Annotated in this window: 19 protein-coding genes, 1 tRNA gene and 2 rRNA genes (1 of these 22 only partly in view); 11 read left to right on the forward strand and 11 right to left on the reverse strand. The window is 66.0% G+C overall.

Annotated features, from left to right (window positions below; all coding sequences use genetic code 11):
* The first annotated feature begins 8 nt into the window (after nucleotides 1-8).
* On the forward strand, nucleotides 9-857 hold the full coding sequence (locus ACSQ14_RS19800; RefSeq protein WP_436015960.1) for a sugar phosphate isomerase/epimerase family protein: 849 nt from the start codon (nucleotides 9-11) through the stop codon (nucleotides 855-857).
* A gap of 83 nt (nucleotides 858-940) precedes the next feature.
* On the opposite strand, the gene ACSQ14_RS19805 is transcribed toward ACSQ14_RS19800, so the two are convergent.
* Nucleotides 941-1,393 (reverse strand): CHRD domain-containing protein, encoded by a 453-nt coding sequence (locus tag ACSQ14_RS19805; protein WP_436015961.1) that lies wholly within the window; start codon nucleotides 1,391-1,393, stop codon nucleotides 941-943.
* 131 nt (nucleotides 1,394-1,524) lie between these two features.
* Between ACSQ14_RS19805 and ACSQ14_RS19810 the strand changes: the two genes are divergently transcribed.
* Nucleotides 1,525-2,232, forward strand: coding sequence for a methyltransferase domain-containing protein (locus tag ACSQ14_RS19810; RefSeq protein WP_436015962.1), 708 nt, complete (start codon nucleotides 1,525-1,527; stop codon nucleotides 2,230-2,232).
* 51 nt (nucleotides 2,233-2,283) lie between these two features.
* Here ACSQ14_RS19810 and ACSQ14_RS19815 read toward each other — a convergent pair whose 3' ends face one another.
* A complete protein-coding gene (locus tag ACSQ14_RS19815) occupies nucleotides 2,284-3,060 on the reverse strand; it encodes an SDR family oxidoreductase (RefSeq protein WP_436015963.1) in 777 nt (258 codons plus the stop codon).
* Nucleotides 3,061-3,127: 67 nt separating this feature from the next.
* Entirely contained in the window at nucleotides 3,128-3,988 is an 861-nt protein-coding gene (locus tag ACSQ14_RS19820; RefSeq protein ID WP_436015964.1) for an SDR family NAD(P)-dependent oxidoreductase, read from the reverse strand.
* A 187-nt stretch (nucleotides 3,989-4,175) separates the two neighbouring features.
* On the opposite strand from ACSQ14_RS19820, the gene ACSQ14_RS19825 reads away from it, so the two are divergent.
* From ACSQ14_RS19825 to ACSQ14_RS19845, 5 genes are all read left to right on the forward strand, one after another.
* Nucleotides 4,176-4,682: a PAS domain S-box protein gene (locus tag ACSQ14_RS19825; RefSeq protein WP_436015965.1), complete on the forward strand. Its 507-nt coding sequence runs from the start codon at nucleotides 4,176-4,178 to the stop codon at nucleotides 4,680-4,682.
* 113 nt (nucleotides 4,683-4,795) lie between these two features.
* Nucleotides 4,796-5,098: a hypothetical protein gene (locus ACSQ14_RS19830; RefSeq protein ID WP_436015966.1), complete on the forward strand. Its 303-nt coding sequence runs from the start codon at nucleotides 4,796-4,798 to the stop codon at nucleotides 5,096-5,098.
* A 45-nt stretch (nucleotides 5,099-5,143) separates the two neighbouring features.
* Nucleotides 5,144-5,344, forward strand: coding sequence for a hypothetical protein (locus ACSQ14_RS19835; protein WP_436015967.1), 201 nt, complete (start codon nucleotides 5,144-5,146; stop codon nucleotides 5,342-5,344).
* A 78-nt stretch (nucleotides 5,345-5,422) separates the two neighbouring features.
* Nucleotides 5,423-5,785, forward strand: coding sequence for a hypothetical protein (locus tag ACSQ14_RS19840; RefSeq protein ID WP_436015968.1), 363 nt, complete (start codon nucleotides 5,423-5,425; stop codon nucleotides 5,783-5,785).
* Between the two features lie 209 nt (nucleotides 5,786-5,994).
* Entirely contained in the window at nucleotides 5,995-6,276 is a 282-nt protein-coding gene (locus ACSQ14_RS19845) for a DUF2277 domain-containing protein (protein WP_436015969.1), read from the forward strand.
* Between the two features lie 32 nt (nucleotides 6,277-6,308).
* On the opposite strand, the gene ACSQ14_RS19850 is transcribed toward ACSQ14_RS19845, so the two are convergent.
* A complete protein-coding gene (locus tag ACSQ14_RS19850) occupies nucleotides 6,309-6,776 on the reverse strand; it encodes a MaoC family dehydratase (protein ID WP_436015970.1) in 468 nt (155 codons plus the stop codon).
* Nucleotides 6,777-6,942: 166 nt separating this feature from the next.
* Between ACSQ14_RS19850 and ACSQ14_RS19855 the strand changes: the two genes are divergently transcribed.
* The 3 genes from ACSQ14_RS19855 (at nucleotide 6,943) to ACSQ14_RS19865 (ending at nucleotide 10,326) form a co-directional block, all read left to right on the forward strand.
* The gene (locus ACSQ14_RS19855; RefSeq protein ID WP_436015971.1) at nucleotides 6,943-7,677 is read left to right on the forward strand and encodes a GntR family transcriptional regulator; all 735 of its coding nucleotides are present in this window, start codon (nucleotides 6,943-6,945) and stop codon (nucleotides 7,675-7,677) included.
* Nucleotides 7,678-7,881: 204 nt separating this feature from the next.
* Entirely contained in the window at nucleotides 7,882-9,408 is a 1,527-nt protein-coding gene (locus ACSQ14_RS19860) for an MFS transporter (protein ID WP_436015972.1), read from the forward strand.
* An 81-nt stretch (nucleotides 9,409-9,489) separates the two neighbouring features.
* Nucleotides 9,490-10,326, forward strand: coding sequence for an SDR family oxidoreductase (locus ACSQ14_RS19865; protein WP_436015973.1), 837 nt, complete (start codon nucleotides 9,490-9,492; stop codon nucleotides 10,324-10,326).
* A gap of 83 nt (nucleotides 10,327-10,409) precedes the next feature.
* Here ACSQ14_RS19865 and ACSQ14_RS19870 read toward each other — a convergent pair whose 3' ends face one another.
* The 3 genes from ACSQ14_RS19870 to ACSQ14_RS19880 form a co-directional block, all read right to left on the reverse strand.
* On the reverse strand, nucleotides 10,410-12,092 hold the full coding sequence (locus ACSQ14_RS19870) for a tannase/feruloyl esterase family alpha/beta hydrolase (RefSeq protein ID WP_436015974.1): 1,683 nt from the start codon (nucleotides 12,090-12,092) through the stop codon (nucleotides 10,410-10,412).
* Nucleotides 12,093-12,235: 143 nt separating this feature from the next.
* On the reverse strand, nucleotides 12,236-12,643 hold the full coding sequence (locus ACSQ14_RS19875) for a hypothetical protein (RefSeq protein WP_436015975.1): 408 nt from the start codon (nucleotides 12,641-12,643) through the stop codon (nucleotides 12,236-12,238).
* 265 nt (nucleotides 12,644-12,908) lie between these two features.
* Nucleotides 12,909-15,323, reverse strand: coding sequence for a TonB-dependent receptor (locus ACSQ14_RS19880; protein WP_436015976.1), 2,415 nt, complete (start codon nucleotides 15,321-15,323; stop codon nucleotides 12,909-12,911).
* 385 nt (nucleotides 15,324-15,708) lie between these two features.
* On the opposite strand from ACSQ14_RS19880, the gene ACSQ14_RS19885 reads away from it, so the two are divergent.
* Nucleotides 15,709-16,971: an MFS transporter gene (locus ACSQ14_RS19885; RefSeq protein ID WP_436015977.1), complete on the forward strand. Its 1,263-nt coding sequence runs from the start codon at nucleotides 15,709-15,711 to the stop codon at nucleotides 16,969-16,971.
* A 16-nt stretch (nucleotides 16,972-16,987) separates the two neighbouring features.
* Here the strand turns inward: ACSQ14_RS19885 and ACSQ14_RS19890 are convergent, their stop codons facing one another.
* The 4 genes from ACSQ14_RS19890 to ACSQ14_RS19905 all read right to left on the reverse strand — a co-directional run.
* Nucleotides 16,988-17,548 carry a class I SAM-dependent methyltransferase gene (locus tag ACSQ14_RS19890; protein WP_436015978.1) on the reverse strand — a complete coding sequence of 187 codons (561 nt, stop codon included), beginning with the start codon at nucleotides 17,546-17,548 and terminating at the stop codon, nucleotides 16,988-16,990.
* Between the two features lie 248 nt (nucleotides 17,549-17,796).
* Nucleotides 17,797-17,873 (reverse strand) — tRNA-Met (locus ACSQ14_RS19895).
* A 59-nt stretch (nucleotides 17,874-17,932) separates the two neighbouring features.
* A 5S ribosomal RNA gene (rrf, locus tag ACSQ14_RS19900) occupies nucleotides 17,933-18,047 on the reverse strand.
* Nucleotides 18,048-18,140: 93 nt separating this feature from the next.
* Nucleotides 18,141-20,053, reverse strand: a 23S ribosomal RNA gene (locus ACSQ14_RS19905); it runs 877 nt beyond the window's last position.

Below are 20,053 nucleotides of genomic sequence, written 5' to 3' on the forward strand. Positions count from 1 at the left end.
TCGCCGACGTGCACGCGCTTGGGATCGAACGCCTCTGCGTCTTCGGGATGCCGCCGGTGGAGTTCGTGCGGCTCGCCGCCGACCTCGGCTGCGACGGCGTCGGCATCGGCCTCGCGCCCTCGCCGGGCTACAATCCGCACAACTATCCGGACTGGTCGCTGCGCGACGACGCCGGGCTGCGGCGCGAAATGGTCTCCGCGCTGCACGACCGCGGCGTGGCCATCTCAATCGTTGAAGGCTTCGCGTTTGCGCCGAACCACGACGTGCGCGCCTACGACCGCGACCTCGACATCGTTTGCGAGCTGGGCGGAGACCGGATCAACGTCGTCAGCCTGGACAAGGACCTGGAGCGGACGATCGAGGGGTTCGCCGTCCTCGCCGGGATGGCGGCGCAGCGCGGTCTGCAGGTCAGCGCCGAAATGGGCTCGCTCGGACCGATCGCCCAGGTGGAGCCGGCGCTCGCCCTCGCCCGCGGCGTCGGCGCGGCGAACTTCTCGCTGCTGATCGATGCGATGCACTTCTTCCGGCTGGGGAACACGATCGAACAGCTCGCCGCGGTTGCGCCCGAGCTGATCGGATATGTGCAGCTCTGCGACGCGCCCTGGGCCGCGCGCTTCGACACCTACCTGGAAGAGGCGCTCTACGAGCGAATGCCGCCGGGCGCCGGCGAGCTCCCGCTGCGCGAGTTCGTGCGGCGGCTGCCCCGCGATGTCCCCATCAGCCTCGAGATCCCGATGCGCTCGCTGGCGGACCAGGGCGTCGGCCCGCGCGAACGGCTGGCGCCCTGCGTCGACGCCGCCCAGACCCTGCTCTCGGCCGTAGCAGGCACAGATGCGCCGGCCTCACCGGGGAAATGACCGAGAGCGCCGCGAACATCGACGTTGGCCGCGCCCCCAGCGCCAGGTCGCCCGCAGGCCGTCAGCGATGCGCGAGCGTCCAGCTATTTGGAGAGTTGGCCCCTTACTGCGCCGGCCGGAAACTCGGCGTTGTGCACGTTCACATAATAGGCGTCGGGGTTCTGGAGGATGTCCTTCGCAAGATCCTGCGCGACCGTCACACACGCTGAACTCTTGCCGTCCACGGAGGGGGCGGTCAGTGGAACCACCACTGGACCTGCATCCGTGGCGGGAGCCTTATGGATGTGAGCCATGGTGGCCACCGCGACATCGCTTACCTGTAGATCGTAGCAAATCTGCGTTTTTCCAACGTTGACCTGCAACGCGGCGACGCCCGCCCCGTCGGGGTCCCCGGCCGTGGGCTTTTCGGCGGCGCCCGTAAGCGAAGCCTTCAGCGGACGCCCGCCTTCCTGAGCGAATGTGGGAAGTGCCGAAACAGCCAGGCCGATCGCGGCGAGCGACCCAATACTGACGGCTCGCAGGCTTATATTTGTCATGGCGTTTCCTCTCGGTTCCCCGACCACGACATCAGGACGGAACGCCGGCAAGGACGTCAAGCTGGCAGCACCGCTCCCGATCGACCGGCTGTTGCTGTATCTGCGTATCGCGCGCAGCGACGAAGGTTTCAATGAAGGTCCTTGCCCTCCTTACCATCGGCGTCGCGACGCTGACCCTCCCGCAAGCTGCGCTGACAGCGCCTGCGGCCGAACGCGCGAGCTTCCCTCCGCCCGGCCGGTCCGTTGCAGAAGTCGTGAGCCCAACCTGGTCCAGCGGCCGTGATCGCGACGCCGCCGACGAGTCCGGACAGCTGGTGCGCCTGCTCGGCGTCCGGAGGGGTATGGCGGTCGCCGACATCGGCGCAGGCTCGGGCTATCACACCGTCCGCCTCTCGCCTGTCGTGGGCCCGTCGGGGCGGGTGTACGCGCAGGACATCACCCCCGCCTACTTAGACGATCTCCGACGCGAGACGGCGCGGCGCGGGCTCAAGAACGTGGACTTCGTGCTCGGGCGCCCGGATGACCCGGGCCTCCCGCCGAACTCTGTCGACCGCGCCATCCTGGTCCACATGTACCACGAGGTGGCCCAGCCCTATGCCCTGCTCTGGCGCCTGATCGAGGCGCTGAAGCCCGGCGCCAAGGTGGGCGTGTTGGACCTTGATCGCCGTCCCGACCGGCACGGGACCCCGCCGGCTCTGCTGCGCTGTGAGTTCGAGGCGGTCGGATACAGGCAGACGGGGTTCACCGAGCTGAAGGGCGGCATCGGCTACCTCGCCGTCTTCGAGGCGCCGAAACCGGCCGCCCGCCCACACCCGGCCCAAATCCGCGCCTGCCGCTAACAGCGCCGGAAGCGGAACCTCGGGCGGTCGCTGGAAGTGGCGCGCGGGCGTTCAGTCGGCGGTATGGAAGGCGGCTTCCACGGCGCTTTGCCGCTGTTTGACCGCCGGCCAATAGTCCGGGTGGGTGAGGATATAAGGTAGGTCCTTGCCGATCGCGTCCGCCACCAGTTCACCGACAATGGCAGGGTCGATGGACATATCGGGCATAGACGCGTCGAGATCTCCAACACCGCTCAGCCTGGCGGTCGAGCGCGGCAGGTTGGTGGCGACAAGCCCAGGGCAGAGCACAGAGACACCTACGCCATGCGGCGCCATTTCAGAGCGCAGGGTTTCGCTCATGGACACCACGCCGTGCTTCGCGACGGTGTAGGCGCCGGCGCCCGGGGGGCTGAAGGTCAATCCGGCGGTCGAGGCGGTATTGACGATATGGCCCCGCCCTCGTTCGCGCATGGCGGCGGCGAAGGTCGACACGCCGTTGAAGACCCCGATCAGATTGATCGCGAGTATGCGGTCGAACGAGACCGGATCCATATCGGCGAAGGGGCGGCCGTCTGGGCCGATGCCGGCGTTGTTGACGAGCACGTCGACCGGCCCAAAGGCCGCCTCGGCTTCCGCCTTGGAGCGGGCCCAGCCTTCGCGATCGCGGGTGTCGAGCACTTGTCCCCGATAATGCGCCGAGCGACCGGCGAGGACGTCCCGCAGGCTGGTCTGATCGATGTCCGCCAGGGTCGCTCGCAGGCCGCGCCTCGCCAGCGCATCGCCGATGGCCAGGCCGATCCCGCTGGCGCCGCCCGTGATGAACACGTGCCTTGCTTGAGAAAGATCCATCTACGTCTCGCTTGGTCCGAGCCTCAGACAGAACGAGCGCTGCGCCAGCAACGCCCGCCCAGCCCCCTCAGGGGCGCACCATGTAGCCGCCGTCGATGGTGATGGTCTCCCCGGTCAGGAAGGAAGACGCGTCACTGCACAGGTAAGCGCCGACGCCTTCGAAGTCCTCCGGGTCGCCCAGACGCTTCAGCGGGATCTGGGGGCCATAGACCCCTTCGAGATGCTTTACCGCCGGCCCGTCTGAATCGCCCATCATCGGCGTGATGATCAGGCCGGGCGCGACGACGTTGGCGCGGATCCCAAACTCTCCGAGCTCCACGGCTAGCGCGCGGATCACCGCCGCCACCGCGCATTTCGAGGCGGCGTACTCCATCTTCCCAGGCAGGCCCTGGAACAGCGAAAGGCTGCCGCAGCCGACCAGGCTGCCGCCCCGTTCGCCGGCGACCGCCCGCGCCTTCATGTGACGTGCGCCCTCGCGCAAAGTGAAGAATGCGCCATGCAGGGCGACGGCCTGGAACTCGTGCCAATGCGACGTCGGCATCTCGAACACCGAATTGTACTTCGGCGAGGCGCCGGAATTGGCGAAGACGCAGTCGATCCGGCCGAAATCCCTGATCAGCTGGTCATACCCGGCGAGGACCGCCTCCTCGGTCGAGACGTCGACGACATAGGTCTCGACCCGCCCGGCGCCCGCCTCGAGAAGCCGGGCTTTGGCGGCGGCGTTCTTGGCCTCGCTTCGCGCCCAGATCGCGATGTCGCCGCCCATCTTCGCGCAGCCCATCGCGAAGCCGAGGCCAATACCGCCATTGCCGCCGGTCACCATCGTGACCTTGCCGGTGCAATCGAACAGGCGTTTCCCCACGATGTCCTCCAGTTTTCTTCGCACAGTTTCCGCGAGCCGCGCGGTGCTATTGTACGACAGCACCATCGAACTTGCGACACCCCTGTCGGAAATGATCGCGCCTGGCGGTGCGCCGCGTTGGCGCCGCGGAACCGGAAGCCCGCGTCGCCGGTCTCACGGCTAACTCTTCGTCCAGGGAGAAGGCGTAGCGGCGAAGCCAGCCAACGCCTATGGAAGGCCGACGCATGGTGTTAGTGCGCCCAAGGAGCAGTGGATGACGGACGCCAACCTCGCCCGAGAAGTCGCCGCGCTCCGGCAGCAACTTGCCCAGCGCTCAAGATCGCTCGAGGAAGCCGAGGCGCGCTACCATGCGGTGTTCAATTCCGCCCTGAACCCCATGTCGATCTGCACGACCGACGGCATCATCCTGGACGTCAACCAGGCCGCGTTGCGCGCGATCGGCGTGCAGATCGAGGCCTTTATCGGCAAGCACCTGTGGGAAAGCCCCTGGTTCGCCCAGAACCCGCAGGAGGCCGCGAAGGTCGAAACTGCGATCACGCGCCATCGCGGCCAGTACATCGAGTACGAGTCCGACGTTCTCTCGCCCAGTGGCGAGCGCCGCACCTTCCAGTTCGTCCTACGACCGTATCGGTCCTACGTCGGCGCCGACGCCCGCTTCCTCGTCCTGGAAGTTCACGATAACACCGCCGCGCGGGCCAAGGCCCCCATCCAGGACGCCCAGGAGCTGCCTGTGCGGCCCGCTGAAACGACGCACGCCTAACGACGCCAGAAGCGGATGCTGGCCAGCGCGTCTGTCGGGACAACCCAAGCCACGGGCGACGGCTCCGGAAGTTGGCGGATTGAATGCAGCGCGCGACTTGATAGACCATCGCCATGGACGACTTCGATGGCCTTCCGGTGCACGCGCAGAACGCCCTTAGGCGCGCGGGGATCACGTCGATAGAGCGCGCTAGATCGCTCGGACGAGAGGCCATCTCGCAAGTTCCGGGCCTCGGCCCGCTGGCGATGGCTCGCCTCTTCCCGTCCGTCGAACCGCCGCAGCGCCGCCATGCCCTTTCGAGCGACGATCTCAGACGCGCAAAGCGCTGGTTCGACACGCTGCAGGAAACGGCGCCCACGCGGCTGAGTGACGACGACCGCGTGCTGGCGGAGAAGATCGCGGCCTGGCTCGACTGATCTGAAGCGCCGCGCCAGCGCGGTGAAACGTGATGCGGAGAGACGATGCCTGTCGAAAAACACCCTGGCTACCCGCGGTGGCGCGCGGCGAATGACGCGCTGACCGAAGCTCGGGAACGCCTGAGGAAAGCACCTGAGCACGAAAGGGCCGCAGCCCAGTTCGACTACTACAAGGCGCAGGACGAGTATGACGCGGCTGTTGACGCGTTGGGTCCCGACGAGGATGGCGGAGCCTCAAACGCCTGACGATGATCGCGCCGCCGGATGGCGCGGGCGTCAGCGACGCCCGGCGATCGAGCAGAGGTCCGCGTAGATCTCCGGCCCTTGCTTGGCGACGAACTCGGCGGGCTCGTGCCGAACCGACCTGAGCGCGACCTCCTGCAGCCCTTTCAGAACCGCCGGGTCCACGTTCGCGCGCCAGCGTCCGAAGACGACGGACACGGCGCACTTGCAGAAGCGCTCGGAGCTGGCTCGCGCTGGCGCCCGGGCAGCGCAGTCGTCGCGAATGGCCTGATCGACGGGCTGGAGCGCCGGGAAGACGTCGAGGAGGCGGCCGTGGTGAAACTCCATATCCGCGACCTGGCGGCGCGCTTCGGCCTGGTCGCGCCCTTCCGCATGCGCCGTCACGGATGCGGCGAGCGCCGCGAGCAGAACGACGGCTGGCGCGCGACGGCGCAGGACGCCTAGCCCTGCAGCTTTCCGAGCCGAACGTCGATGTCGCGCGCGATCGAGGAGTGTGGCCATCAGGGATGTTGCCGCAGCGCAGGACCGACTTCCACCCCGCCGCGACGCTCAGAAGGTCAGCTTCGCCGCCGCTCGCCCCTTAGCGGCCCCATAAGGTCGCGCGCGCCCTCCGGCCCCCTATCTAAGGGACCAAGCAAGGGAGACGCCCGCCCATGTGCCGCAACATCAAGACACTGTTCAACTTCGACCCGCCGGCCACGGATGAGGAAATCCGCGACGCCGCGCTCCAGTTTGTCCGCAAACTGTCCGGCTTCAACGCCCCTTCGAAGGCTAACCGCGAAGCGTTTGACATCGCCGTCGACGAGGTCGCCGCCGTCGCCCACCGCCTGTTCGAGAGCCTGGAAACTACCGCCCAGCCCAAGGACCGCGAGGAAGAGGCCGCCAAGGCCAGGGCCCGCTCCGCCGAGCGCTTCGGTACGAAGCAGCCCGCGTAGAGCTGCTGGAACCGAGACGCCTGCGCACATCGTCAGTCGTTGGACCCGAGCGCTTTCGAAACTCGCCGGCGACGCGGAACGCGAACGGTTGCATCGCCATCCATGATGACCTCGCCCTCAACTAAGCATTCGCACCGTAAGACAACGCGTGCAGCCGCTTCGTCGATCGTCGCCACCGTAACGCGGGCCACCACGACGTCGCCAATACGAACTGGCTTGTAGAAGCTCAGCGTCTGACCAAGATAAATCGCGCCTGCACCGGGCAGGATGGTGCCGACGACAGCGGAGCCAAACGATGCCGACAGCAAGCCGTGAGCTATTCGGCCCCGATAAGCTGTCTTGGACGCGAAAGCCTCGTCCATATGCAAGGGATTGAAATCGTCCGAGGCTTCCGCGAAGTGACCGATGCGCTGCTCTGTTACAGCGATGCGCTTCTCGGCGGTCATGCCGACAAAAAGCTCATCCAGGATGTAGCCGCCTGACGGATGGGGTTCGATCATGCGACCGGGTTAATCGTCGCGCCAACATCTGGCCAGCGAAAAGCGGGACAAGGATCGGCAACGGATAGCGCCTCCTCCGCGCCAGGAGTTGAAGTCGGGTGGCCGCTCGGCACCGGAAGGTCGCGCGTCCTAGACGGATCCCGCCGGATCGCGTTACGTCGATCGCGTGGAGAACGGCAGATCCAAATCCTCGATCGACGCAGCGGCCGCGCGGCTGCGCGAGATCGCCCTGGCCACACCGGACGGGGCCCTGCTCGGCAGCGAAGACGACCTGCTCCAGCAACTCCAGGTCTCCCGCGTCACCGTTCGGCAGGCCGCGCGAATGCTCGAGCGCGACGGCGTGCTGCGGGTCCGCCGCGGCAACAACGGCGGCTATTTCGCGGCCCGCCCGAGCGTTGAAATGGTCGAGGCCGTCGTGGTGGCCTACCTCGACACCGTGGGCATGGACGCGCGGCATGTCGGCGTCGTCACGACCGCGCTCTGGAGCGGGGTGCTCAGGGAAATCGCCGGGGCCGACCGAACCGCGACGCGCGCCCTCGCCGACCGGCTCTCCGAGAAGGTCGAACAGCTGGATTCGGAAGCCACGATCAGCGACGTCGCAAAACTCGAACACCTGATCCGCGCGGAGATGCTCGAGCTGATCCACGGCCAATACATCGACGTCATTTTCCGTATCAACGCCGCATTCTCCCGGCAGCGCTTCGGCGGCAGGACGGATGATTCCGAACCCGCCAGCCGGCGGCCCTTCGTCCAGAATTGGAAGAAGGCGAAGCTGATGGAGCTGGAGGCGATCGCACAAGGCGACGCCACCCTGGCGATGATGGCCGGCCTGCATACGCGCAATCTGTGGACCCGCCGCGAGGCAGACCGGCAAAGCTCGACCGCCGAGGCGGCGGAGTAAAGCCGCCGATCCTCGCCTCTACAGTGCCCTCTAGAGCGCCCTCGAGGCCGATGATAGAGGAGTCTCTTTAGCGTCGCAGCAGAACGACACTCGGGAGAGCGGACCAGTGCGCCAGCCGCGCAGCCATCACCGGCGCACGCCTCGCCTCGACGCCGCGCGAGACCACCGTCCGGCCCCCGGCGACCGCGGTCAGGCTGCCGAGCGGTGACCGTGGCCGGCGCGGCGGAGCAGCGGATCGGCTGGGCAGGCCTGTTCGCCTACGGCGTCGGCGCGATCGCCAGCGCGGCGAAAACGGCGCCGGTCAACATCTTCCTGATGCTCTACTACAACCAGGTGATCGGACTGCCCGCGCTGGCGGTGTCTTCGGTCCTGATGATCGCCTTGTTGTTCGATGCGGTGTTTGACCCGATCGTCGGACAGATCTCGGACAACTGCCGATCCCGTTGGGGGCGCCGGCTTCCGTTCATGTACGCCTCGGCCTTGCCGGTCGCCGCCTTCTTCGTCCTTTTGTGGACGCCGCCCGCCGACTGGCCACAGTGGGCGGTGCTGACCTATCTGGCGGTCTGCGTCATCGGCCTGCGGCTAACCGATACCTTCTTTGATCTGCCGCACGTCGCCCTGATCCCGGAGCTGAGCTCCGATTATCATGAGCGCACCCGCCTCTTCACGATCAGGAGTATGTTCGAAACCGCCGGCGGCATCGCGATCATCAGCCTCGCCTACAACGTCTTCATGAAAGAGCAACCCGACGGCGCAGGCGGACTGCTTTCTCGCGACGGCTACCCGACCTTCGCCTGGGTGACGGGCGGGATAATCCTCGCCACGATGCTGCTCTGCACGGTGGGCGTACACCGGCGATTGGCGCGGCCCATCCTTCCGCCCCGGCGAAAGCTGTCGCCGGGAACCCTGTTCAAGGAAATGGCCGCAACCCTGAACAATCGGAACGTGGCGGTGCTGGCGGCGGCGGCGGTTTGCCTCTCGATCGGTTCGGGGATCGGCAACGCCCTCAGCACCTATTGGCTGCTGTACTACTACCAGTTCTCGCAGGCCCAGATGACCCTGCTGGTGGCGCCGCTCGCGGTGGGGATGGTTCTGACGGCCGCCGCACCGGCGCTCAGCTCGAAGCTGGGCAAGCGCAACGCGGCGATTGCATTGTGCTGGGTCTATGTGGCGGCGGTGGCGACGCCGATCCTGGCCCGGGCCTTCGACCTGGTCTCGCCGAAGAGCCCGGCGCTGCTCGGCCTGGTGATGCTGCAGAGCCTGCTCGCGCCGACGTCGATCGTCATGGTGCTAGTCATCCTCTCGTCGATGATCGCTGATCTGGTGGAGGACGCCGAGGTGCGCACCGGCCGCAGGGCGGAGGGCCTTCTGCTCGCGGCCAACTGCCTCGTTCGCAAAGCGACGATGGGGCTCGGCACGCTCGGCGCGGGCATGATCCTGGCGATGGTCTCCTTCCCGCAAGGCGCCGAGCGTTCCGAAGTGCCGACAGCCATGCTGCTCGACATGGCCGTCCTATACCTGGCCGTGAAGGTGGTCCTGTTCGCCCTGATGGGCGGCATCCTGCTCCAGTACCGGTACGACCGAGCCGCACATGAGGCGACCCTCCGTCAACTGAAGGGGCGCGCAGGGACGGCGCCCTCGCCGAGCTCCCGCTCAGCCGGCGGCGCCTTCAGCTTCGGAGGCAGCCAGCCCTCCGCACAGCGCCCTCTATCTCGGTCCCTAGGCCCTTAGCTGCTCAACGCCATCACGCCGTTAAACAGGGCACTCTAAGGCGGCCGGGAGAGCTAGGCCGCCACAACAAGGACATCTCCCATGCAGAAGATTGGCTCCAGCGCGCGCCCTGAGTGGCCGCTCGCCGTCGTGATCAGCGCTGGCGGCATGGGCATGGCGGCCGCCCGCCGCCTGTCGCAACGCCATCGCATCCTGATCGCCGATCTCGACGCCGCGCGGGCCGAACAGGCCGCGGCGACGCTATGCGCCGAGGGCGGCGACGCCACGGGCATGGGCTGCGACATCACCGATCTCGCGGCGGTGCAGGCGCTGGGCGCCGCCGTCGACATGCTGGGCGGATTCCGCGTGCTGGCGCATGTCGCCGGCCTCTCGCCGTCGATGGGCGACTTCCACACCGTCATGCGCGTGAACCTCGTCGGCGCCGTCGCCGTCACGGAGGAGTTACGGCGGCGCGCAACGACCGGGGCCGCGGCCATCCTCATCGCCTCGCTGGCCGCCCACAACTTCCGCCCGCCGGAAGCCGTCGAGGAGCTGTTGCGGCGTCCCGAGGATCGCGCATTGCCGGAAAAGCTCGCCGCCTTGCTCGGCGACGCCGAGGCGACTCCTCAGCGCGCCTACGCCCTGTCGAAATACGCGCTGATGGCCTATTGCCGCCGCCAGGCCCGGACCTGGGGCGAGCGCGGCGCCCGCATCGTCTCGCTCTCGCCCGGCCTGATCGCCACGCCTCAAGGCGCGCGCGAGTTCGAGAAGAGCCCCAACAAGATCAAGCTCTTTGCCCAGACCCCGCTCCGGCGCGAGGGAACGATGCTCGAGATCGCGGACGTGATCGAATTCCTGGCGTCGGACCGCGCCTCCTTCATCTCCGGCACGGACCTGCTGGTGGACGGCGGCCTCGCCGCCGCGCTCACCGACAACTGACGTTAAACGTCGACGCTTCGCCAAAAAAAGAACGGCCGCGCAACCGTAGCTGCGCGGCCGGTCGGCCTGAGATCAACCGAGAGTCAGGAGCGCGACGCTCGGCACGACCAGTTCTTGGCGTCGTCCACCGCGCCCGGGACGTTCGCCTTCGACTTGTCGAACACCGACACCAGCGGGAACGGGCAAAGGAGGAAATCGCGGACCGGCGGCGCTACGCCTTTCGCCAGCAGGCGGCCGCCCGTTCTGATCCGCTCGACCCGCTCGTCGAAGCCCATGAACTCGAACCGGGTCCGTTCCGGCGAGCCGCGGCCGGCGACGACCGGACCCGGCGCCTGGCCCTTCTCGACCCAGTCGATGAGAGCGCTGAATAGCCGGTCGTCGGCGTCGGCCGGGCCGCTCACGCCGCCGCAGTGGCCCCAGCCGGGGATGACGTAGAGTTTCGCGAACTTGTCGACCTTGGCCCGGCCGCCCATCTGTCTCCAGGTGTCGCGGAAGTACTGCTCGTTCATGATCGCCGAGCAGCAGGGATCGCCCTCGCCGGTGAAGAAGATCAGCTTCCCGCCCGCTTTCTCGAAGCCCTCGTAGCCGACCTTGCCGTAGGGGCCCGCGCCCGACGGCGCCGCCCGGCCGACCATGATCTTCCACATCTCGTCCCGGGTCAGCGGCTGCTTGCGCAGGTCGCGGTCGGGCTGGCCGAGATGGGTGGCGACCCAGCCCTTGGTCAGGGTGTAGGCGAAGGCCCGGGTGCCGCTCTTGTCGTTCCACTGCTCGGGCGGGATCAGGCCGACATAGCCCCATTGGTCGATGTTCGAGATCGGCATGTACGAGAACTTGAGCATGTTCTCGAACGAGGTGATTTCCGGGCGCGTAACGCACTCAGGGCCGTCGGCGTCCTTGCACTGCAGCTTCCTGAAATCGAAGTGGCAGAGCCGCTGATCCCAGATCACGCCGTCGACCGCGCCGTCGGTCGCGTCGCAATCCTCCAGCACCTTCTTCGCGACGAAGTCGCGCTTCGCCGGCGAGATCCAGGCGCCCGGCTCGCGCAGCGACTCCTGGACCATGATCGCGTGCTCGAACTGCCTGCGCTTGAGCGGGTCCGGCGGCACGCCGAGCGGCTGGCCGCCGAGGATCACGCCGTCGTAGTCCTCGGGATAGTGCTGGATTGCGGCCTGGCCCATGCCGCCCCCGCCCGAGCAGCCGCCGGCGTAGCGGTACATCTTGTCCGCGCCGTAATAGGCCTTGGTCATCTGCTGCGTGGCGACGGTCACCACGTGCGCGCCGCGATGGGCGTTGTCGAGCACCTTGGCCGGGTCCTTTTCCCAGCTGCCGGAAACGCCGACGTTGCCGGCGCTGGAGTGGCCCTTATCGGTTCCCGCCCAGGCGAACCCCGCCGTGATCGGGTTGCCGGCCGGGTGCTGCGCCTCGGTCGGCACCGAGCCCCCCGAACCGCCCTGATTGGCGAAGTAGAACCGGCCGTTCCACTTCGCCTTGGCGGGCAGCTCGAGCCGGAAATTGTTCCTGTTCGGTCCCGGATTGTTGGTGGTGACGTACCCCTCGACCTTGCAGTGCGGGACCGGCGTTTGCAGCGTCTCGGCCGAGACGATCTGGGTGTCGGCGGGGGCGGTGACTTGCAGCGCAGCCACGCTGCACAGGGGGTCGGAGGGCGGCGAGCTGGCGGAGATTGCAAGGGCCCCGCCCACGATGCCCACGAGCTTGAACGGCAGGCTCCGCCGGCCGACGACGAATGGCGCGATGTCCGATCGCATAATCACCTTCCCGCATTGAAGGGAGTACTCTTCAACTCCCAGGCAAGCGAAAGATACAGATATCCCGCCCGCATGGAAGCCATTCAGATATCTCTTTGGGCGAAAGGGCGCGTGACACGCTAGTCGGCGTCCGGCGGCCGCGCCTACTTCTTGGAGGCTTCGAACTGGGCGTAGGCCGCCTCGAAGCCTTCCAGCAGGCGCGCGGCGATCCCGCCCGGCAGCGGGCAGTGGTCGGCGGCGTCGGCCAGTTCCTTCGAGATCAGCTCGCGCACCTCGGCCGCGCGGGCCGCCGGGCTGTCGCCCTGCGGATCGACGCTCTCCATCTTGGACCACGGCTTGTCCCCGCAGTCGGCGACGGTGAGCGTGAGCGTAGGGGTGAACAGGTTGTACTCGTCCACGGTCACCCGATAGTAGATCGTCACCGGAGGGATCGTGCGGGTCATCACCGGCCCTGGGCCCGTTCCCGCCGTCACGGACCAGCCCGCGTCCTGATCCGCCGGCGTCGCGCAGGCTGCGGCCTGCGCCGTCATGAACGCGACGGCGAGCGCCATGATCAAGCGCGGGACCGGCCGCATCCCGGCGGCCGCCCTTCGCCTGCAACCTGCGTTCGCGGGATGGTCGCCGGCTTCCAGGGTCCGCGGCTGCAACTCGTGCATCTTGCCTCCAAGATTGTTGTGACGCGGTGAAGCGCGGGGCGTCTCCTGCAGCGCTGCGGACGGAGTCAGAGGCGGCGAGGACCGCGTCGCATCGCTTCGGGAGCGAGGACCAGCCGCGCGGACGCTGTTCGACGGCGGCGGCTGGTCGGTCTCCGGCGGCTCAGCGAGCGCCGAAGCGGTATCGGGCGTTCAGGCCGAATTCCCGCGGATCGTTCACCCCGATGCGGCGGTAGGGCGCAACGGCGGTCACCGGCGTCCGACCCGACACGTAGGTGACCGTGAACGGACTGCTGTCGCGCCTCAGCACGCGCTCGGTATTGGTGATGTTCTTGCCATACAGCATGACCTCCCAGCCGCCCTGGTCGTCCCGAAGGCCGGCATAGAGGTTGAGCAGGCCGTAGCTCTTCACCGAGTCGATCGTATTCAGCGGGTCGTTGCTGTTGTGGCCGTTCCAGGTGAAGAGCCCGCGAACGAACGCCTCCCGGCTGTCGCTGAGCGGGATGTGATACTCGGACTGGAGGTTGGCGCTCCATTCCGGCGCGGTGGAAGCCGACATGCTCAGCTGGCACTGGCCGATGTTCTGCCCCCCAGTCGCGGCGATGATGTCGGCCGCCGTCGGCACCCGGTCGCCCGGATCCGCCGAGCCGAACGGCGCGAAGTAGTCATTACAGGGGACCGTGCCGTCGCTGATCTTGCTGTGGGCGTAGGCGACGTTGGCGCTCATCTCCCAGTTCTGGTTTGCGGCGAAGGCCCACTCGAGCTCGACCCCATGCACCTTCGCCGGCACGGCGGCGACAAACAGCGACTGGTTGAAACGGGTCAGGCTGCCGGAAGCGGTCTGCGCCACGAAGAACAGCGGCGAGGTCGGGCGGAAGGGGTAGTTGCTGAAATCCTGGTAGAAGGCCGCCAGGTTCAGCCGCATCCGCTTATCGAGCAGGCTCGACTTGACGCCGATCTCGTACGACGTCGACTTCTCCGGCGGCAGCACCAGGAACGAGCGCTGCCGATCGGTCAGCACCGCGCCCGGGAAGCCGCCCGCAAAAATGCCGGGGCGCCACGACGAGCCGATGGTCGCATAGGCCATCAGATCCTGGCTGAAGTCGTGCTTGATGGATCCCGTGTAGATCCAGGTGTTGAACTTCTCGTGCTGGTCGAAGGAGGCGCGCGGGACGCACGATCCGGCCGGCGTGATCGGCCCGCGGACCGGCGTGGTGAAGCCTGGCACGTCGGCGTAGGCGCACAGCCCGGCGTCCACCTGGTAGTTGATGTGACGGACGCCGCCGGACAGCTCGGTGTCCTCTCCCAGATGCGCGGTCAGATTGCCGAAGAACGACGTCTCCTCGGACTTGTTGTCGCGGATGCTCGTCGAGACGGTCAGGGCCGCGGTCGAGGGCGGCGTGAAGCTGATGCCGAACGGGTTGTAGATCGTCGAAGTCGACTTCAGCTCGTTGTAGAAGACCCCGACGATGTAATCGAAGATCCCGAACACCCGATCTTCCGACGAGAGCCGGAGTTCGTGCGCCCACGTCCGTACCGGCGTCTCGGTGTACATGCCGAAGCCCTGCAGCGCCGACGGCGTGCCGGGACCGAAAATGTCCCCGAGGTCCGTGTTGAGCAGGGTTTCGGTGTCGACCCGGGTGCGCTGGCCGACATAGTTCAGCAGTTGGCCGGCGACGCGGTACTGGGCCTGAAGGTTGTAGTTGGTGTTCTCGGCGCGCGCCTGCTCAGGGAAGTCCTGGAGCCCGACGCGGTCGCTGGCTTTGATGAACGGGAAGCCGGGAATCGTCGCGGTCGACTCGGCCTGGATGAACGAGCGCGCAGCGCTCTGATAGTTCTGCGCCGTGAAGATGAACTGAAGATCGTCCATCGGCTCGAACACGACCGTGCCGCGGATCGCCTGCGACCGGCTGTAGGGCGCGATGTCCGAGTGGATGCTGTTGATCCCCGTGCCCTCGCCCTCGTCAATGAGGCCGGCGAGGCGCACGGCGAGCACGTCATTGATGATCGGCACGCCCACCGCCGCGTTGAGGTTGACCCCGCCGCGGTCTGTCCCGGTCACTTCAGCGTAGCCATCACTCCTGAGGAGGCTCGGTCGACGCGTGGTCAGCGTCAGCGCGCCCGAAGGCGACGCCCGGCCGCGCAGCGTACCCTGGGGGCCTCTCAGCAACTCGATCTGGCCGATGTCGAACATCGTCTGGAACAGATCGCTCGCCGGCACCGGCGCGTCGTTCAGGTAGAAGCCGATCGTCGGGTTGTTGCCTGAGGCGCCCTGGCTGAACGCAATGCCGCGGACGGTCGCGCCGCCAGGCACCGTCTGGAAGCCGGGGATCACGGACGTGATCTCCGTGAAATTCCGAAGGTTCAGCTTCTCGAGATCCTCGCTCGTCACGAGGTTCATCGACAAGGGCGCCTCCTGCAGAGACTCCTGTCGCCGCCGGGCCGTCACGACCAGCTCCGGGATCGTCGCTGCAGCGCGATCCTCCACCGGCGGAGCCGCGCTGCTCTGCGCCCAAGCCGGTTCGCCGAGCGCCAGAACGCTGACGCTCGCCAGCGTTGCGAAACGAAGATTCATCATGTGCCTTCCCCTGCCCCGTTATTTTCTGTCGGTGGCGTTTCCCAAGCATCCAGAGAGACCCCGCAGGCGGATGCTCGACGCCTGCGGGGCTTGCCCTACGCGCGCCGGCGTCGCCGCGGCACGTCGCAGGACAGGTTCGCATTGGGAACCGCGCCGCCCGTCTGCACGCCGACGAACGCGACCGGCCGGTCAAGCCGGCGAATGTCGGATGGCGCGACGTAGCATCGCATATGGACCTCCCGCAGCACGTAGGGGGTACTCTTCACCCCCCTTGAATTGCCATGCTACATAAATTTGTGCGACTTGGAAGTCATTGAGGCATCTCTTTGCAACTCTGGTCGCATATGGCTCCAGGGCGGCGTACCGAGCGAATGAGGGAATAGAGTTGGACCAGGGGCAAGCGTCGGCGATGCAGGAATGGCGGCGGGGTTGGACGCTGGTCCTCGCCGCCTCGATCGGCTTTTCCTTCCACTCGGTCATGAGCGCCGCCGCCGGGGTGTTCATGGAGCCGTTGGGCCATGAGTTCGGCTGGGACCGCGCGCAGCTGTCCTCTGGCATATCGATCGCCGGCCTGATCTCGGCCGCGCTCTCGCCGTTCTTCGGCATCCTCATCGACCGCTGGGGTACGCGCCGACTGGCGCTGCCGGGCCTGGTCGCGACCGGGGCGCTGGTGGCGTCGTTCGGCCTGGTCAGCGGCTCATTCACCCAGTGGATCATCCTCTGGTGCCTCTATGGCGTGATCTCGATGTCGGTGAAGTCGACCGTCTGGTCGGCGTCGGTCGCCGGCGCCTTCTCCACGGCGCGCGGCTTGGCGCTCGGCCTGACCCTGGCCGGCACGGCGGTCGCCCAGACGATCACCCCGCCCCTGGCCAACTGGCTGATCGACCAGTTCGGCTGGCGCATCGCCTTCATGTGCCTGGGCTTCGGCTGGGCGGGTTTCGCCCTGCTCGTCTGCCTGCCGTTCCTGCGCGACTTCCACCTTGAGCCCGCCGGCCCGGCGGGTCATGCGCAGACCCGGCCCGATCTGCCAGGCCTGAGCGTCGCCGAGGCGTGGCGCGATCTGGCGCTATGGCGGGTCGGCATATCCACCCTGTTGATGATGGCGCTGACCATCGGCCTGATGGTCCACGTGTTCCAGATCCTGGTGGAAGCTGGCGTCACCCGCGGCCACGCCGCCTGGCTCGCCAGCCTCGGCGGCGTCGCCGGCATCGTCGGCAAGCTGGTCACCGGCGCCCTGCTCGATCGCTATCCGCCGAACTGGGTCGGGGGCCTGACCCTGGGCTCCGGGGCGATCGCCTTCCTGCTGCTCCTGGAGCCGTTCCGCACGCCCGGGCTGATCGTGGTTGCGATGATCGTCAACGGCTACGCCTCGGGAACGAAGCTGCAGATCTGCGGCTACCTCACCACCCGCTTCGCCGGCATGCGGAACTTCGGGAAGATCTTCGGCGTCATGGCGGCGCTGATCGCCCTGGGCAGCGGAGTCGGACCCTGGCTGGCCGGCTGGATCCACGACTTCACCGGCGACTACACCGCGTTCCTGATCGCCGGCATCGCCGGCTCGCTGTTGAGCGGGCTGCTGATCCTGAGCATGCCCCGTTACCCGGTTTGGGAGCGGCCTGCGGTCAAAATCGAACCAGCGACGGCGTAGGTGGAGCGCGGCAACGTCACCCCCGATCGATGATCCAAAGCACCTCGTCAAAGCCCGGACGGGCGCGGTTTTCGGTGTGGCTCACCTTCCAGCCCCCGTCCTCGGCCAGCGAGCGAAGTCGCCTGTGGGTGAGATAGCTGCCCCAGCGGATACGCGACCGTAAACCGCCGCTCGCGTTCACCCACAGGTCCAGCAGGGCGAGGCCGAGCTTGCCAGGCCAATGCCGGTAGAGTTCCTCGACGAGGACGATCCGCTTGCGCGACACGCGCTTCATCTCGCCGAGCACCTTCGCCGGATCGGGCGTGTGATGCAGCACGTACATGGCGATGGCCGCGTCGAAAGCCCGATCCCCGAACGGCATGTGCGCGCCGTCATAGAGCACCACCTGCTCCGGCTCGATCGACCCCTCGGGTACCGCCACCTCGAGCGACGTCATCGCAATCCCGGCCCGCCTGGCGGCGTCGGAGAAGAAGCCGTGCCCGCTCCCGACGTTGAGGTTCGCGTCGAGCAGGTAGGGCCGTATGCGACCGAACCATGCCTGCTGAGCGCTGCGGATGAACGCCACCGTCTCGACCATGTCGGTCCCCATGCTCCACGTCAGCCGCGACGCCAACGCGGCGTAACTGCGGCAGGACCGAGAGGCGGACATTTCCGCAACTGAGCCGGCATGAAGTGACGGTGGTCGAGCTTCATCGGCCGTCAGAGGGCCGCAGATGGCGCAGGAAGCGGCGTCTCTCCGCATCCGACCAGCGGAGCGCGGCAGAGGGCGCAAGCCGGAACGCGAAAACGGCCCCGGAGCTTGCGCTCGCGGGGCCGTTCGAAGTTTGGGTGCGGGGACAGGATTTGAACCTGTGACCTTCAGGTTATGAGCCTGACGAGCTACCGGACTGCTCCACCCCGCGGCAATACCGGGTCGGATTGTGATGAGAAGGTTGGATGATCATGCGTATCGTCTTGGTAGACCTGGCGGCGACCTACTCTCCCGCGCCTTAAGACGAAGTACCATCGGCCCAGAGGGGCTTAACGACCGAGTTCGGAATGGGATCGGGTGGGGACCCCCCGGCAAAACCACCAGGTCAACGAAGACGATACGCTGTGAAGACATCGGCTCCTGCGGTTGGGCAGGATGTCTGGCAGGACAAAGCTCAAGTTCATGAGTTTTGATAAGAACGATCAAGCCGATCGAGCGATTAGTACCAGTAAGCTCCATGCCTCGCGGCACTTCCACACCTGGCCTATCAACGTGGTGGTCTACCACGGCTCTCGGCGAAGCCTTGTTTTGAGGTTAGTTTCCCGCTTAGATGCTTTCAGCGGTTATCTATTCCACACTTAGCTACCCTGCTGCGCGGCTGGCGCCACGACAGGTCCACCAGAGGTGTGTCCATCCCGGTCCTCTCGTACTAGGGACAGATCCTCTCAAGCTTCGTACACCCACGGCAGATAGGGACCAAACTGTCTCACGACGTTCTGAACCCAGCTCACGTACCACTTTAATCGGCGAACAGCCGAACCCTTGGGACCTGCTCCAGCCCCAGGATGTGATGAGCCGACATCGAGGTGCCAAACTTTGCCGTCGCTGTGGACGCTTGGGCAAAATCAGCCTGTTATCCCTAGAGTACCTTTTATTCGTTGAGCGATGGCCCTTCCACGCAGAACCACCGGATCACTATGGCCGACTTTCGTCTCTGATCGACTTGTCAGTCTCTCAGTCAGGCGGGCTTATGCCATTGCACTCGACGAGCGATTTCCGACCGCTCTGAGCCCACCATCGCGCGCCTCCGTTACACTTTGGGAGGCGACCGCCCCAGTCAAACTACCCGCCACGCCATGTCCCGGATCCGGATAACGGACCGCGGTTAGACGTCAGTAACAACAAGGGTGGTATTTCAAGGTTGGCTCCCCCGAAGCTGGCGCCCCGGATTCATAGCCTCCCACCTATCCTACACATGTTGTCACTAACGCCAAGGCGAAGCTGTAGTAAAGGTTCATAGGGTCTTTCCGTCTGACCGCGGGAACCCCGCATCTTCACGGGGAATTCAATTTCGCTGAGCCTATGCTGGAGACAGCGGGGAAGTCGTTACGCCATTCGTGCAGGTCGGAACTTACCCGACAAGGAATTTCGCTACCTTAGGACCGTTATAGTTACGGCCGCCGTTTACCGGGGCTTCAATTCGGAGCTTGCACCCCTCCTTTTAACCTTCCGGCACCGGGCAGGCGTCAGACCCTATACGTCGCCTTGCGGCTTCGCAGAGCCCTGTGTTTTTGATAAACAGTCGCTACCCCCTGGCCTGTGCCACTCAGTCTTGCTTGCGCAAGGTGAGTCACGCTTATCCCGAAGTTACGCGTGCAATTTGCCGAGTTCCTTCAGCATAGTTCTCTCAAGCGCCTTGGTATACTCTACCTGTCCACCTGTGTCGGTTTCGGGTACGGTCTCCGTTGGAGTTATTTCCAGGAACCCCTTCACTGCCAGGAGCAATCCAATAAGCCCTAACAATTTACGGGATTCGTCACTTCCAACTGGCCCAGGAATATTCACCTGGTTCCCATCGACTACGCCTTTCGGCCTCGCCTTAGGGGCCGGCTAACCCTGCGCAGATTAGCTTTACGCAGGAACCCTTGGACTTTCGGCGAGAGTGTCTCTCACACTCTTTGTCGCTACTCATGTCAGCATTCTCACTTCCGATACCTCCAGCCAGCCTCACAGCTGACCTTCACAGGCTTACGGAACGCTCCGCTACCGCTTGCAGTAAACTGCAAACCCATACCTTCGGCGCACGGCTTGAGCCCCGTTACATTTTCCGCGCAGGATCGCTTGACCAGTGAGCTGTTACGCTTTCTTTAAATGATGGCTGCTTCTAAGCCAACATCCTGGTTGTCAAAGCAATCCCACATCGTTTCCCACTTAGCCGTGACTTGGGGGCCTTAGATGATGGTTAGGGTTGTTTCCCTTTTCACGACGGACGTTAGCACCCGCCGTGTGTCTGCCGGATAGTTCTCTTGGGTATTCGGAGTTTGGTTAGAATTGGTAGATCTCGCGACCCCCGCATCCATCCAGTGCTCTACCCCCCAAGGAATTCGTCCG

The organism is Phenylobacterium sp. LjRoot219 (genome assembly GCF_964252995.1).
Taxonomy (GTDB): Bacteria; Pseudomonadota; Alphaproteobacteria; order Caulobacterales; family Caulobacteraceae; genus Phenylobacterium.